General features: G+C 75.3%; 13 protein-coding genes. 8 read left to right on the top strand and 5 right to left on the bottom strand.

What is annotated here, in order from left to right:
* Nucleotides 1-12: 12 nt before the first annotated feature.
* Entirely contained in the window at nucleotides 13-270 is a 258-nt protein-coding gene (locus tag EV188_RS25725) for a hypothetical protein (RefSeq protein ID WP_133829180.1), read from the bottom strand.
* Between the two features lie 128 nt (nucleotides 271-398).
* On the opposite strand from EV188_RS25725, the gene EV188_RS25720 reads away from it, so the two are divergent.
* On the top strand, nucleotides 399-899 hold the full coding sequence (locus EV188_RS25720) for a hypothetical protein (RefSeq protein WP_133829179.1): 501 nt from the start codon (nucleotides 399-401) through the stop codon (nucleotides 897-899).
* Between the two features lie 8 nt (nucleotides 900-907).
* On the opposite strand, the gene EV188_RS25715 is transcribed toward EV188_RS25720, so the two are convergent.
* A complete protein-coding gene (locus EV188_RS25715) occupies nucleotides 908-1753 on the bottom strand; it encodes an ABC transporter permease (protein ID WP_133829178.1) in 846 nt (281 codons plus the stop codon).
* A complete protein-coding gene (locus EV188_RS25710; RefSeq protein ID WP_133829177.1) occupies nucleotides 1750-4641 on the bottom strand; it encodes an alpha/beta fold hydrolase in 2892 nt (963 codons plus the stop codon). Before EV188_RS25710 ends, EV188_RS25715 begins: the two co-directional genes overlap by 4 nt.
* A gap of 289 nt (nucleotides 4642-4930) precedes the next feature.
* Between EV188_RS25710 and EV188_RS25705 the strand changes: the two genes are divergently transcribed.
* From EV188_RS25705 to EV188_RS25675, 6 genes are all read left to right on the top strand, one after another.
* Nucleotides 4931-6025, top strand: coding sequence for a TerC family protein (locus tag EV188_RS25705; RefSeq protein ID WP_133829176.1), 1095 nt, complete (start codon nucleotides 4931-4933; stop codon nucleotides 6023-6025).
* Nucleotides 6026-6116: 91 nt separating this feature from the next.
* Nucleotides 6117-7232 carry a hypothetical protein gene (locus tag EV188_RS31950; RefSeq protein ID WP_166660075.1) on the top strand — a complete coding sequence of 372 codons (1116 nt, stop codon included), beginning with the start codon at nucleotides 6117-6119 and terminating at the stop codon, nucleotides 7230-7232.
* Nucleotides 7229-8182, top strand: a complete 954-nt coding sequence (locus EV188_RS25695; RefSeq protein ID WP_133829175.1) for an ABC transporter ATP-binding protein — start codon at nucleotides 7229-7231, stop codon at nucleotides 8180-8182. Before EV188_RS31950 ends, EV188_RS25695 begins: the two co-directional genes overlap by 4 nt.
* Complete coding sequence (locus EV188_RS25690) at nucleotides 8179-9186, top strand: ABC transporter permease (RefSeq protein ID WP_133829174.1); 1008 nt, start codon at nucleotides 8179-8181, stop codon at nucleotides 9184-9186. The genes EV188_RS25695 and EV188_RS25690 overlap by 4 nt, the downstream gene beginning before the upstream one ends.
* A gap of 250 nt (nucleotides 9187-9436) precedes the next feature.
* Nucleotides 9437-10240 carry a DUF222 domain-containing protein gene (locus tag EV188_RS31945; protein WP_166660074.1) on the top strand — a complete coding sequence of 268 codons (804 nt, stop codon included), beginning with the start codon at nucleotides 9437-9439 and terminating at the stop codon, nucleotides 10238-10240.
* 657 nt (nucleotides 10241-10897) lie between these two features.
* Nucleotides 10898-11758: an HNH endonuclease signature motif containing protein gene (locus tag EV188_RS25675; RefSeq protein ID WP_133829172.1), complete on the top strand. Its 861-nt coding sequence runs from the start codon at nucleotides 10898-10900 to the stop codon at nucleotides 11756-11758.
* 4 nt (nucleotides 11759-11762) lie between these two features.
* Here EV188_RS25675 and EV188_RS25670 read toward each other — a convergent pair whose 3' ends face one another.
* Nucleotides 11763-12056 carry a DUF1330 domain-containing protein gene (locus EV188_RS25670; RefSeq protein ID WP_133829171.1) on the bottom strand — a complete coding sequence of 98 codons (294 nt, stop codon included), beginning with the start codon at nucleotides 12054-12056 and terminating at the stop codon, nucleotides 11763-11765.
* 10 nt (nucleotides 12057-12066) lie between these two features.
* Nucleotides 12067-12909: an esterase/lipase family protein gene (locus EV188_RS25665; protein ID WP_243741996.1), complete on the bottom strand. Its 843-nt coding sequence runs from the start codon at nucleotides 12907-12909 to the stop codon at nucleotides 12067-12069.
* Nucleotides 12910-12982: 73 nt separating this feature from the next.
* Here EV188_RS25665 and EV188_RS25660 point away from each other — a divergent pair, with 73 nt between their 5' ends.
* Entirely contained in the window at nucleotides 12983-13843 is an 861-nt protein-coding gene (locus tag EV188_RS25660; protein ID WP_424922956.1) for an SCO6745 family protein, read from the top strand.
* The last annotated feature ends 1 nt before the right edge of the window (nucleotide 13844 follow it).

The following is a 13844-nucleotide window of genomic DNA, read 5'->3' as shown; positions in this document are numbered from 1 at the left end:
CTTCTTCCCCCTCTATCCGTAGACCATCCGGCGCAGGCGCCGCTCGCTGACCTCGCCGGGTGCGACCGGGCGGTGCGCGAGCTCGTCGGCGATCACCGTCCAGATCTCGGCGTTCCGGCGGTCGCGCGCCTGCAGCTCCCGGTGACGGCGGCGCACGAACTCCTCGGTGGTCTCCGAGTAGAAGGCGACGACGTCGGCCACCACGCGCGCGGCGACCTCCCCGGGAAGACCCGTCGAGGCGGCGACGTGGCGCACCAGCTCGGGGTCCATATCGATACAGAGTGCCGGGTCGAGCCTGCGAGGGCCAGTTTTCTGCCCGAAGTCGGGCACAGGATGACGCTTCGCACGATCTGCGCCACACCGCGCACCGGCCCTCGAGGGTGCACTAGCGTCGCCGGGTGGGCTCGGGCGGGTACGTCGACGTGCTCACGACGGCCCACGTCACGGTGCGCGCCCGGCCGGGGGCGATCGAGGTCCGCGAGCGCGCGGGGAGCCGTGACGACGCGACGATCGTCGCGGTGCTGGTCTTCGCGATCGGTGGGGCGGTCGGGCTGGTGACCGCGCCGGTGTCGGTGGCGACCTGGGTGCTCGGGCCGTTCGTGGTGCTGTTCGGCGTGTTCGGGGTCTGGTCGCTCGTGCGGCGGTGGACGAGCCCGGCGGTGCACCTGGACTGCGTCGCGTGGACCGCGGCCGGCCCGGGAATCCCGCGACGACGCTCGTTCGGGCGCCCGCCCGTCGTGCACACCGCCGTCGCCCGGGACCGCTACGGCAGCGCGAACGTGGCGCTGACGGCGCAGGGACGCTCGACGGTCGTCGTCGGGCGGATCCCCGACGACGAGGCCGAGGAGGTCGCGCGGTGCCTGCGGCGCCTGGTGCGCGAGCGCGACCTCAGGACGTGATCAGCCGGCTAGCTCGTGATGTCCTTGCGGCGGAACCACCAGACCGCCGTCGCGCCGAAGGCGATGCACCAGACCAGGGCCGACAGGACGCCGCGGGCGAGGTCGGTGCCGTCGACGTCGAGGGTGAGCAGGTCGGCGAAGGCGAAGACGTCGTGGGTCGGCAGGACGTTGCGCAGCGAGCCCAGCGCGTCGACCGTGTCGAGGATCTGGGACAGGATCGACACGAGGACCGCCCCGCCGACCGCGCCGAGCGGTGCATCGGTGACCACCGAGAGCAGCGTGGCCACGCCCGCCACCCACAGCAGGTGGATCGCCAGGTAGATCACCGCGAGCAGGATGCGCACGAGCGCCGTGCCGTAGGGCAGGGACTCGCCGGTGGGGGAGAGGTAGTCGCCCGCCCCGTACACCGCGGTGCCGAGCAGCACGGCCACCACGGGCAGCACGACGAGCGTGGTCAGGGACAGGATCGCCGCGACGATCGCCTTCTGCCGCAGCAGGCGCACCCGGGGCACGGGGATCGCGAGCAGGTAGCGCAGCGACGACCACGAGGCCTCGCTCGCGACGGTGTCGCCGAAGAACAGCGCCACGACCACGACGAACAGGAAGCTCGCCGACGAGAACAGCGCGAAGACCGCGAAGTTCGGGCCCGAGGCCTGGGCGAGGTCGGTGAGGCTGGTGGCGGCCGCGCCGGGTGTGGGGTCGTCGCCGACCGAGAACGCGATCCACAGGATCACCGGGAGCAGGGCGAACAGCGCCAGCGTCACCTGGGTGCGCCGGCGTCGCCACTGGCGCGCGAGCTCCACCCGGACCGGCAGCGTGCGGGCTCCCTCGACCGTCGTGCTCACAGCGCTCACGACGAGCCCTCCTCACCGATCAGCGCGAGGAACGCGTCCTCGAGGCGGCGCCGGGGTCCGACCCCACGCACGTCGAACCCGGCCTCCACCAGCGAGCGCACCACCTCGGAGCGGTCGACGTCGCCGAGGTCGACGAGCACGACCTCGGCGTCGGACGCGTCGGCCTCGACCCCGCGCACCCCGTTGCGCCCGCGCAGCACGGACACCGCCTCGTCGCGGCGGTCCGGGGCCACCGTGACGGCGACCTGGCCGCCGGCAACGAGCTCGGCGACCTCGCCGGTCGCGACGACCTTGCCGCGGTGCATGACCACGACGTGGTCGCAGGTCTGCTCGACCTCGGCGAGCAGGTGGCTCGACACGAGCACCGTGCGCGACCCGTCGCGGGCGTAGGAGCGCAGCACCTCGCGCATCGCGTGGATCTGGGGCGGGTCGAGGCCGTTGGTGGGCTCGTCGAGCACGAGCAGGTCGGGCAGCCCGAGCATCGCCTGGGCGATGGCGAGGCGCTGGCGCATGCCCTGGCTGTAGGTGCGCACGGTCCGGTCCACCGCGGCGCCCAGCCCGGCGATCTCCAGGGCCTCCTCGAGATGTGCGTCCTCGGCGGGGCGTCCGGTGGCGGCCCAGTACAGCTCGAGGTTGTCGCGCCCGGTGAGGTGCGGCAGGAACCCGGCGCCCTCGACGAACGCGCCGACGCGCCCCAGCACCGGCGCGCCCGCCACGACTCGGCGCCCGAAGAGGCGCAGCTCGCCCGCGGTCGGGGCGATGAGCCCGAGCAGCATGCGCAGCGTCGTCGTCTTCCCGGCGCCGTTGGGTCCGAGCAGGCCGAGGACCTGGCCGCGCTCGACCGTGAACGAGACGTCGTCGACGGCGACGAGCCCGCTGGGCCACGACTTGGAGAGCCCGCGGACCACCAGGGGCGTCTCGGCGAGGTCTTCCTCGAGGGCGAGCGCGCCGCCGGGCTCGAGGTCGCGACGTCGACGGCGGACGGCGAGCACCCGCGCGACCAGCCACGCGACGAGCACGCCGAGCAGCAGCACGCCGGCCGCCACGAGCGGGGCGAGCGGCACCGAGGTCCCGCTGCGGACGTCGCCGGGGACCGTCGGCACCGAGAGCGACGCGTCCCCGGCGAGCCCGATCCGGTGCACCGCCGGCGCGACGGCCGGCGAGTACGCCTGGTCGGTGGTCGAGAGGACGACCTCCAGGCGGTGGCCGGCGGCGAGCGTCGCCACCACGGCCGGGAGGCTGACCGTCACCTCGGTGGGCGTCGGGCCGGGCGCGGGCAGGCGCAGCGGCGACACCGCGTTGCCCAGCAGCGTGCGGGTGCCCGGCGCGCCGTCCCCGGCGGCCACGTCGTAGACCTTGGCGAACAGCACCGGTTCGCCCGTGGGCCGGTCGGGCACCGAGGACACGGTCACGCGGACCTGCGGGGCGCCGGCGACGACCGTGCGCGCGGGCAGCGGGTCGGTGGTGAAGCGTGCCGCCTGACCCGGCAGGTCGGAGGCGAGCCGGCCGAGCAGCGCGCTCGCGCCGCCGCCACCGCCTCCTCCGCCACCCCCGCCGGAACCGCCGCCGGAACCTCCGGAGTCGCCGTCCTCCTCGTCGTCACCCGAACCGCCGCCCGCCGCGCCCCCGGCGAGACCGGCGAGACCGGGCACCGACGAGATCGCCGACGGCGCGCCGCCGGCCGGGGCCACGACGTCCTGCGGGTCTCCGCGCAGCGCGACGGGCGTGCGCTCGGTGCCCGGTCCGGCCTCGAGACCGGGGTAGACGCTCGCGGTGATCGTGCGCTGGGTCGGGGCCCGGCGCGCCTGCACCCCGGACGGCACGACGTAGGTGAAGGCGTTCCCGGGGTCGCCCGCGGTCCCGGCGAGGTGGTGGTCGAACCACGCCTGCATGCGCTCGTCGGTGCGCTGGTCCGGCTCGCCGCCGTCGTGGCCGCCCGCGAACCAGCTGACCGCCACCGTGCCCCCGCCGGCCGCGATCTGGCGGGCGGTGGCGTCGGCCTGGTCGAGCCCGAAGAGCGTGTCCCGCTCGCCCTGCACGAGCAGGGTCGGCGCGGTGATGCGGCCGGCGACGCTGGCCGGGGAGGCGCGGTCGAAGAAGGTCGCGAGGTCGGCGGGCTCGCGCCCGGTGGTGATGGCGGCGACGTACCCGGCGCACACCTCGGGGAGGAACCGTCCGCACACCTGCGGCGCGGCCTGCTCCTGGCCGGGCGCGGGCCGCGACCCGCTGCCGAAGAACAGCGCGGCCCACGCGCGCTTGAACACGCCGTCCGGCGCGGCGGCGCTCGCCGCGGGCGTGGTGGCGGGGTCGGGACCGGCGCGGTTCGGGAAGAGCGACTGGCCCAGGTCGTTCCAGGTGATCACCGGGATGGTGGCGTCGACGCGGCGGTCGTACCCCGCGAGCAGCAGCGCGAGCGCACCGCCGTACGACGCCCCGGTGACGCCGACGCGCGGATCGCCGGGCGCGTCCTGGCGGACCTCCGGGCGCGCGGCCAGCCAGTCGACGAGCTGCTGGGCGTCGGCGACCTCGTACTCGGGGGAGTTCATCGCGATCTGCCCGGTGCTCGCCCCGAACCCGCGCGCCGACCACGCCAGCGCCACGTACCCCCGGGCGGCCCAGGCGCGTGCCTCGTCCGCCACGGTCTGCTTGCTCCCGCCGAAACCGTGCGCGACGAGCACCGCAGGCGCCGGACCGGTCGTCGCCGGGAGCCACAGGGTCGCGTCGAGGCTCTGCGGCTGGTCGCGCGCCGGGCCGTCCCGCACGTCGATGCGGACGTCCTCGCTGCGCACCCCACCACTGCCGGGCGTGGGGGCGGCCGCGACCGTCGAGAGCCCGAGCAGTCCGACGGCGAGCACGACCCCGAGGACCCGGAGCGGGCGGCTGATCACCCGCGCACGTTAACCCTCACCGTCTGTGTCCGTCGTGAGCAACCGGTCCTGGTGCCCAGCGCCACTCGGGGCCCTGTCGCGCTCAGTTCACCGAGGTGACACACTCGGTGGCGGAGGGGAGTATCCCCGCGCGTCGGCCTCGTCAGCACGGCCGCCGCACCGGTGCGAAAGACCGGTGTCGGTGCCCGGGGCCGCCGGTCGCCGAGCCAGGTCATTGTGGCTGGGCGGCGGGAGAGACCTCCGGTGTTCACGTCTGCCCTGACGTCGCCGGAGATGGAGACCTCTCGCCATGTATGTGCCGTTCTGGGTGTGGGCGCTCACCATCGTGGGCCTGCTCGCCGTCCTCGCCCTCGACCTGGCGATCGTCGGCCGCAGGCCCCACGAGGTCAGCGTGCGCGAGGCGGCCCGCTGGGTGGGCGTCTACATCGGCCTCGCCGCGCTCTTCGCCGCCGGCCTGTACCTCGTGGCCGGGCGCGACCCCGCCACCGCGTTCGTGGCCGGCTACATCACCGAGTACTCGCTCTCGGTCGACAACCTGTTCGTGTTCCTGCTGATCATGAGCGCGTTCGCGGTGCCGAAGGTCTACCAGCACCGGGTCCTGCTCTTCGGCATCCTCATCGCGCTCGTCCTGCGCGGTGCCTTCATCCTCGCCGGCGCGGCCGTCATCGAGCGGTTCAGCTGGGTGTTCTACCTGTTCGGCGCGTTCCTCGTGCTCACCGCGATCAAGGTCGTGATGGAGTCCGACGAGGACGAGGAGTTCAAGGAGAACGCCGCGCTGCGGCTCGTGCGGCGCGTCCTGCCGGTCACGGACGACTTCGTCGGCTCCCGCTCGGTGGTGCGCCGCCGCGACGGCCAGGGGCGGCTGCGGTGGTTCGTCACGCCGATGCTCATGGTGATGATCGCGATCGGCATGACCGACCTGCTGTTCGCGCTCGACTCGATCCCCGCGATCTTCGGGCTCACCCGCGACCCCTACATCGTCTTCACCGCGAACATGTTCGCGCTCATGGGTCTGCGCCAGCTCTACTTCCTGCTCGGCGGGCTGCTCAAGAAGCTCGTGTACCTGTCGTACGGCCTCGGCGTGATCCTCGCGTTCATCGGCGTGAAGCTCGTCCTCGAGGCCCTGCACACCAACACCGTGCCGTTCATCAACGGCGGCGAGCCCCTGGGCGTCCCGACGATCGGGATCGAGCTGTCCCTCGGCGTCATCGTCGGTGTGCTCCTGATCACCACGGTCGCCAGCCTGATCAAGGTCCGGTTCTTCCCGGGCGACGACGACCGCCCGAGCGCAGACCGGCCGTCCGAGGACACGGCGCCGGGTGACGGCGACGAGACCTGGCGCGAGCCGGCGTCCACGGGCGGGTTCCGTTCCCCCGGGGCCTGATCCCGCCCCGCCCTCCTCACCGGGGGACCACCGCCGGCGCGGTGGGGTGGCACCCTCGAGAGCAGTCGTTGATGAGGGAGTCGGGACGTCGGTGGCGGGACTGTCGGGGCGCGCATGGCGCTGGGCCGTGGTGGCCGTGGTCGCGGCGCTCCTGGTGGGCATCCCCGCCGCGATCGCGGCCCGGCCCGGTGACGCCCGCGCCGACCCGCAGGCGCTGCGCGAGCTCATCGGGTCCTCCGCCGACCGTCCGTGGACCGGCTACGCCGAGGCCCGCGCGGCGCTGGGACTGCCGCGGATCGCCCAGCTCTCCGACGTGACGACGCTGCTCTCGGGCGTGACGCGCATGCGGGGCTGGTACGCCGCGCCGGACCGGGCGCGCTACGACGTGCTCTCGCCGGTGGGGGAGCGCGACCGGTACGTGACCCCGCGCGGGCAGGCGGTCTGGGACTACGGCGCCGAGCTGCTCACGGTCGTCGCCCGCGACCCGCAGGTGCGCCTGCCCCGCCCCGAGGACCTGCTCCCGCCCGAGCTGGCGCGCCGCCTGCTGTCCGGGACCTCGTCGAGCGACCCCGCGACGGCGCTGCCCGCCCGCCGCGTCGCCGGGGTGGACGCTGCCGGGGTGCGGGTCACGATCGCCGACCCCGAGACCACCGTCGGCGCCGTCGACGTCTGGGCCGACCCGGAGACGGGGCTGCCGGTGGCCGTCGACGTGCGGGCCAAGGGCGTCGCCGACCCGCTGATCACCACGTCGTTCGGCGAGCTCGAGCAGGGCCCGCCCGACCCCGCCGCGCTGACGCCCCGGCAGGGCCCCGGCGCCGGCGTGACGCGCAGCCCGACGTCGGACCTGTTCGGCGTGCTCGGACGCGGTGACGGCCGGACGCTGCCCGCCTCCCTCGCCGGGCGGGACCGCGAGCCCGTCGAGCGCGGTTTCCCGGCGCTCGGCCACTACGGCACGACGCTCGGGCAGCTCATCGCCGTGCCGCTGCCCCCCGACCTCGCCGGGACGCTGCTCTCGGGCATCCAGCGCGCCGGCGCCGGGCGCACGCTGACCGTGGAGGGCCAGGGGTCGGCGCTGGAGACCCCGCTGCTGACCCTCGCCGTGGTGCGCAGTGACGACGGCTCGCGGGCGTGGGCGCTCGCGGGTCTCGTGCCGCCGGCCGCGATCGACAGCGGCGCCACCGATCTGCTGGCGGGGGGCCGGTCGTGAGCGCCCCTCTGGTCATCGAGACCCGTGGCCTGACCAAGCGCTTCGGCGCCCACGTGGCCGTCGACGACGTCGACCTGCACGTCGTCGAGGGTGCGCGCTACGGCTTCCTCGGCCCCAACGGGTCGGGCAAGACGACGATGGTCCGGATGCTGCTCGGCCTGGTCTACGCGACGCGGGGCGAGATCACGGTGCTGGGGCGGCCGGTCCCGTCGCGGGTGGCGGAGGTGCTGCCGGAGATCGGGGCGATGGTCGAGGGCCCCGCGGCGTACCCGCACCTGTCCGGGCGGGCGAACCTCGCGCTGCTGGACGCGGCCGGTCCCCGGCGCCGGTCGACCGGCCGGAGCCGGCGCCGCCGCGTCGAGGAGGTGCTCGAGCGGGTCGGGCTCGGGGCGATCGACCGGCGACCGGTGCGCGCGTACTCGCTCGGGATGCGCCAGCGTCTCGGGCTGGCCGGGGCGCTGCTCGACGAGCCGCGGCTGCTCGTGCTCGACGAGCCCACCAACGGGCTCGACCCCCACGGGATCCGCGAGGTCCGGGACCTGCTGATCGAGCTCAACGAGCGCGGCACCACGGTCTTCCTGTCCAGCCACCTGCTCGCCGAGATCGAGGCGCTCTGCACGACGGTAGGCGTGGTCGACCGCGGGCGGCTCGTGCTCGAGGACGACCTGGACGCGGTCCGCGGCCCGACAGGGCGCCTCGTCGTCCGGACGCCGGACCCGGACGCGGCGGCCCGCGTGCTCGGGCGGGCGGTGGCCGAGCGCCACGACCACACCCTCGTCGTCGACGCGGCCCCCGGCGGCCCGCCGGCGCTCGCGCGCCACCTCGTCGAGAACGGCGTGCCGCTCGACGGGCTCGTCGAGCAGCGCCGGAGCCTGGAGGACGTGGTGGTGTCGTTGACGGGGCCCGGGTCGGACACGTCCCGCTCTCGGCGGAACGGGGCACGCCCGTGATCGGTGTCGAGCTGCAGAAGCTCGTCCGCCGCCCCCGCACGTGGGTGGCGGTCGGCCTGTTGTGCCTGCTGCCGACGATCGTGGCGGTCTTCCTCGCCACGACCCGGATCTCGCCGCCGCCCGGGCAGGGCGCGGCGTTCCTGTCGGCAGTGCTGCAGTCGGGCTCGCTGTACCCCGCGGCCGCGCTGGCGCTGGTGCTGCCGATCTTCCTGCCGGTCGCGGTGGCGGTGATCGCGGGCGACTCGGTGGCGGGGGAGTCGTCGCAGGGCACGTTGCGCTACCTGCTGGTGCGCCCGGTGCGGCGGACGTCGCTGCTCGTCGCCAAGCTCGTCGCGGTCGTGGTGTTCGTCGTGGGGTCGGTGCTCGCGGTGGCGGGCTCGTCGTACGTGGTCGGGGTGTCGCTGTTCGGGGCGGGCGACCCGGTGGCCGTGGTCCGCGCGCTGCCGGAGGTCACCGGCGGCGACGACGCCGTCGCGGGCACCGGACCGGAGGCGGCGCCGGCGGGCGGGCAGGTCGGGGGTTCCGCGGCCGCGTCCGGCGGGCAGGCGCAACGACCCGGCGCCGACACCGGCGACGCCACCGCCGTCGACCCCGACGCGGCCCGGGAGCGCGCGCAGGCCTCGGTGTCGTCGCTGTCGGGCGAGGCGCTCTCGCCCGCCGACCTGGCCGCCCGCCTGCTCGGCGCGATGGGCTACGTGACGGTGTCGATGCTCGGCGTCGCGGCGATCGCGCTGTTCCTCTCGACGATCACGACGTCCTCGCTCGGCGCCACCCTTGGCGCCCTGGCGGCGCTGATCACGAGCCAGGTGCTGGTCAGCCTGGACGCCGCGGCGTCCGTGACCCCGTACCTGCCGACCCGGTACTGGCTGGCGTGGGTCGACTTCTTCCGCGACCCGATCTTCCTGCGCGACATCACGGCGGGCCTGTGGCTCCAGGCCGGCTACGTCGTGGTGCTCATGCTCGCGGCGTGGGCGAACTTCACGACGAAGGACGTGACGAGTTAGCTAGCGGCTGTCGAGCCCCGGGGTGTGCGAGCGATGCGGCATCGCTGGCGTGTCTCGGGGTGTGTCAGCGTGGCGGCCACGCTGGCGTTGAACGTCAGGATCGCCACCAGCTCGAATGGCGCGACACGCCGAGGCCGGATCGGGGCTCTGACCTGCGGTTCTTGATCGTCTGGGACTGTCGGGGGTCGGGGCTAGCGTCTGTTCCGTGAGCATCGACGACCGCGCGGCCGGCACCCCGGTGCCGTACGGCGTGCTCGACGCGCTCGAGCTCTCGGGGCTGGCGGACCTGGCCGGGGCGGAGGTCATCGATCACGCGCGGGCGTGTTTCCGGGCCCGTAACCAGGCCACCGCCCGGTTCCTGACCGCGTTGCACGAGGCCGGGCGTGCGGTGGACGGGCAGAAAGGTCGGCGGGCGCTGCTCGATGAGTTCTCCGGCGACGAGGCCGCCGCGGCGCTGGGCTGGTCGCGGGCGATGGCCTCCCGCTGGCTGGATCTCGCCGAGGATCTGCTGCGCCGCCTGCCCGAGGTGCACGCCGCGATGCGCGGCGGCGAGCTCGACGATTCGAAGGCCCGGGTGATCTCGGACTGGACCCGCGACCTGGCCGACGACCACGCCCACCACGTGTGCGCGGTGGTGCTGCCCGAAGCACCTGGGCTGACCGTCTCGGCGTTGATCGAGCGGATTCAGCAGGTCGCGACCGCGCTGGACCCGCAGTGGGCCGAGCGCCGGGAGCGCACCGCCGAGAAGCAGGCGCGGGTGCTGTCCTCGCGGAACCCCGTCGGGCACGGCGAACGTGTGCGGCTACGACCTGCCGATGGAGCGCACCGCGGTCGGGATGGCGCGCCTGGAGGCGCTCGCGGCGGCGCTGCGCCGTCGCGGGGTGCCGGTGAAGATCGGGACGTTGCGGGCGCACGTGTACATGGCGTTGTTCGACGGCACCGCGGTCGGGCTCGACGACGACGCCCTGCTCGACCTGCTCGCCACCGAACTCGGACTAGACGACACCGACAACGGGCCGAGCGACCACGGACCCAACGACGGCCCCGACGATGACGGCCCCGACGACGACGGCCCGGACGACGACGGCCCGGACGACGACGGACCCGACGGCGGCGGCCCAAGCGACGGCGGCGGCCCGTGCGAGGGCGGCGGCCCAAGCGACGGCGGCGGCCCGAGCGACGGCGGCGGCGGTCCGAACGACAGCGAGAGCCCGAGCGACAGCTCGAACGACGGCGGCGGTTCGGATGATGGCGGCCGCCATACCGACAGTCGGTCCGACCGCAGCCCGGACATCGGCGGAGCGAACGACGCCGGCGACAACCCGGACGACGGGCCAGACGGCGGGGGCGGTCCGAACGACGGCGGGCCCGACAGCAGTCCGGACATCGGCGAGCCGAACAACGGCGACGGCCTGAGCGACGGGCCGGAGGACACCGACGATCCAAGGGACAGCGAGCCCACCGATGGGTCCCGCCAGGACAGGTCCCGCGCCGACCCCGGCCCCGACCCCGACGGCGGCGACGACCCGGGCGGTCGCAACGCGGGGACCGAGCCCGCGTCCCGTTCCGGGGTGCGGGACGGGACCGTCGAGGTGCGGGTACGACTAACGACTGCGCTCGGGCTCGACGACCTCCCCGCCCAGCTACCGGGCTGGGGCACCGTCATCGCCCGCACCGCGCGCAATCTGCTCGAGCGCTACCGCCGCGGCGAATGGCGCGTCGTGCTCACCGACCCCGACGGCCGCCTCGAACACCTCTGCTCGCCCGCCGCCGACCCGCCGGCCACATCGACCGCGCCGAGCCGCCGTCCGGGATCGGGCGACCACCCGGCCCCCGCCGCCACCAGCGGCGGGGGCGGGCAGGACCAGCCATCGTCGAACTCCAGGTCCCGACGACGCTGCTCGCCGCCCTCCACCCCGACCACCACCCCGGATGGACGTTGCTGCTGCGCGAACTCCAGGCGCGCCTACCCGGACTCGCCGCGCGCACCAGGAACGGGCCGCCGCGCGGCCCCGACGACCACATCCACCCCGCCGACGCCCGGCAGCGGCGGCCCAGCGCCGAGATCGACCGCTGGGTCCGCGCCCGCGACGGCACCTGCATCGCCCCCGCCTGCGGACGCCCCGCCCACAGCACCGACCTCGACCACACCCTCGACCACGCCGCCGGCGGACCCTCGCTGAGCCGCAACCTCGGCGCCCTGTGCCGCCACCACCACCGCGCCAAACACGACGCCGGCTGGCGGATCGCCCAACCCGAACCCGGCCACTTCCACATCACCACGCGCGCCGGCGCCCGCTACGACACCCGACCCCGCCGCATCCTCGAACCCCTCCCACAACCCCGACCCACCGCCACGCCACGGCCCCTCCCCGCCCACGAACAGCACCACGACGACCCCCACGCCGACCACGCCGACCACGACGACCTCGTGCGCAGCCTCGAGCCACGCCGCCCGCGCGCCCGCCGACCCGAGAACCCCGCGCCCCGCACCGACGCCCAACGCGCCAGCCTCCGACGCCGCGCCGACCCACCGAGCGCCGTCCCGGACCCGGACCCGCCGCCCTTCTGACGCGCTACTCGACCCCGTTCACGATCCGGATCTCCCGCGTCGCGCCGTCGCCCAGCGCCTCGAGGGCGCGCTGGTAGGCGGGCGAGTGGTACGCGGCGACGGCCGCGTCCACCGACGGGAACTCGACGACCGTGACCCGCGGGACCTCGCCGCCCTCGAGCACCGCGGCCGGTTCCCCACGCGCGAGGAAACGCCCGCCGCCCGCGAGCATCGCCGGGCCGGCGAGCTCGACGTAGGCGGCGAGCTTCTCGGTGTCGTGGATCGCCGTGAACGTGTTGATCCAGTACGCGCGGGGCACGCCCGCGAACCTAGGCCCCCGACTCGCCCTCGGACCGCAAGGCGTCGCATTGGTCCGGGTCGGCGGTCGGCAGCGGACCGGTGCCCAGGGCGCGCAGCACCAGCCCGACGGCGAGCGGGTCGCTCGGCAGCCGCGAGTGGACGATCGTCGCGTCGGAGCACACGTCCTGGAGCCGGATGGCGTCCGTGCCGGGCAGCTCGGCGGACTCGGGCGGCGTCACCGTCTCGTCGTCGGCGGTCCACAGCGACACCCACGGCAGGTCCGGCGGGGCGGTCGCGAGCCCGCTGAGCAGCGCGCTCCCGGGAGCGAGCTGCTGGCACGCCCGCGGGCACGCGCCCGGCACCAGCGCGCCGCCGGCCGCCGCCAGCTCCGCGCCCCGCAGCGGCGACCCGAGGGTCACGACCCGTCGCACGGCGGGCGCGGTGCGGCCGCGGTCGAGGTAGACGCGGGTGGCGACCCCGCCCGCCGAGTAGCCGACGACGTCCACGGACGGCTCGCCGTCGTCGAGGAGCCCGCGCACGGTGTCGTCGATCGCGGCGCCCTGGGCCACGAGGTCACCGGTCCCGCCCGACGGGAGCTCGACGATCACCGCGCGCCGCCCCTCGGTCCGCAGCCGCTCGGTGAGCCCGATGAACGCCGCGCGGTTGCCGCCGTAGCCCGGGACGAGCACGACCGCCCCCGGCACGTCGGGGTCGGCGCGCGGCGGGACCCGGTACTCCTGGGCCACACCGACGCCCACGAGCACCGCGACGACGGCCGCCACCGCGAGCAGGGCGAGCACGAAGACCCGCCGGCGCGGTGCCAGCCCGCCGAGCGGGGCCCGTTCGGGCCAGGACCCCCGCCGGAACGCCATGGCCCCCAGTGTGCCCGGGACGGGTCGTGAGACGGTGAGTCCCGTGGCCGCCCCCAGCACCGATGACGTGACCATCGCCGCCGACGCCGCCGCGCTCGCGAAGCGCCTCGAGCCCCTGCACTCGATGATCTACTTCGTGCCCGAGATCGGGGAGGAGCTCAAGGAACTAGGCGTCCGCCCCCGCGACCAGTACTTCGCGCAGCGCTCCGCCCCGATGGGCGCGGTCGGCCCCGGACTGGTCGCCGCGACGTTCTTCAACTTCAACCCGGCGCTGATCGCCCGGTCGGTGCCGTCGGTGTGGGCGAGCGCCTCGCCCGGCGACGTCGTCAACGCCCGCCTGCGCGCGGCCGACGGTGCCCTGCGCCGCTTCCTCGGCGACGAGGTGTCGTCGCCGGCGGTCCGGGAGTCCGCCGAGCTCGCCCGCCGCGCCTGCGAGGGCGCGACGCCCGAGGACCGCCCGCTCTACGCCGGCCACGCCGACCTGCCCTGGCCCGACGAGCCCCACCTCGACCTCTGGCACGCGGTGACGCTGCTGCGCGAGCACCGCGGTGACGCGCACCTGCACGCCCTGGTCTCGGCCGGTCTCTCCGGCATCGAGGCCCTGGTCACCCACGTCGCCACGGGCACGGGCTTCACGGTCGCGTTCGCCCAGCAGAGCCGCGGCTGGTCGCCGGAGCAGTGGGCCGACGCCAAGGCGGCCCTCGCCGAGCGCGGCCTCATGGAGGGCGACGCCCTCACCGCGGACGGCGAGGCGCTGCGCCGCGAGATCGAGGACCACACGACGCGCATGTCGCTCGGCCCCTGGCGCCGGCTCGGCGCCGACGGGGTCGCCCGGCTCACCGAGATCTCGAAGCCGCTCTCGAAGGCGGTCCTCCCGGCGTTCGCTGTCGAGGGCGTCTTCGCGAAGAAGTCGCCCCGCCACCAGCAGGGCTGAC

The organism is Actinomycetospora succinea (assembly GCF_004363095.1).
In the GTDB taxonomy this organism is placed as follows: Bacteria; Actinomycetota; Actinomycetes; order Mycobacteriales; family Pseudonocardiaceae; genus Actinomycetospora; species Actinomycetospora succinea.
The sequence above is the reverse complement of the archived record's forward strand: the minus strand, read 5'-3'. Positions and strand labels throughout refer to the sequence as shown.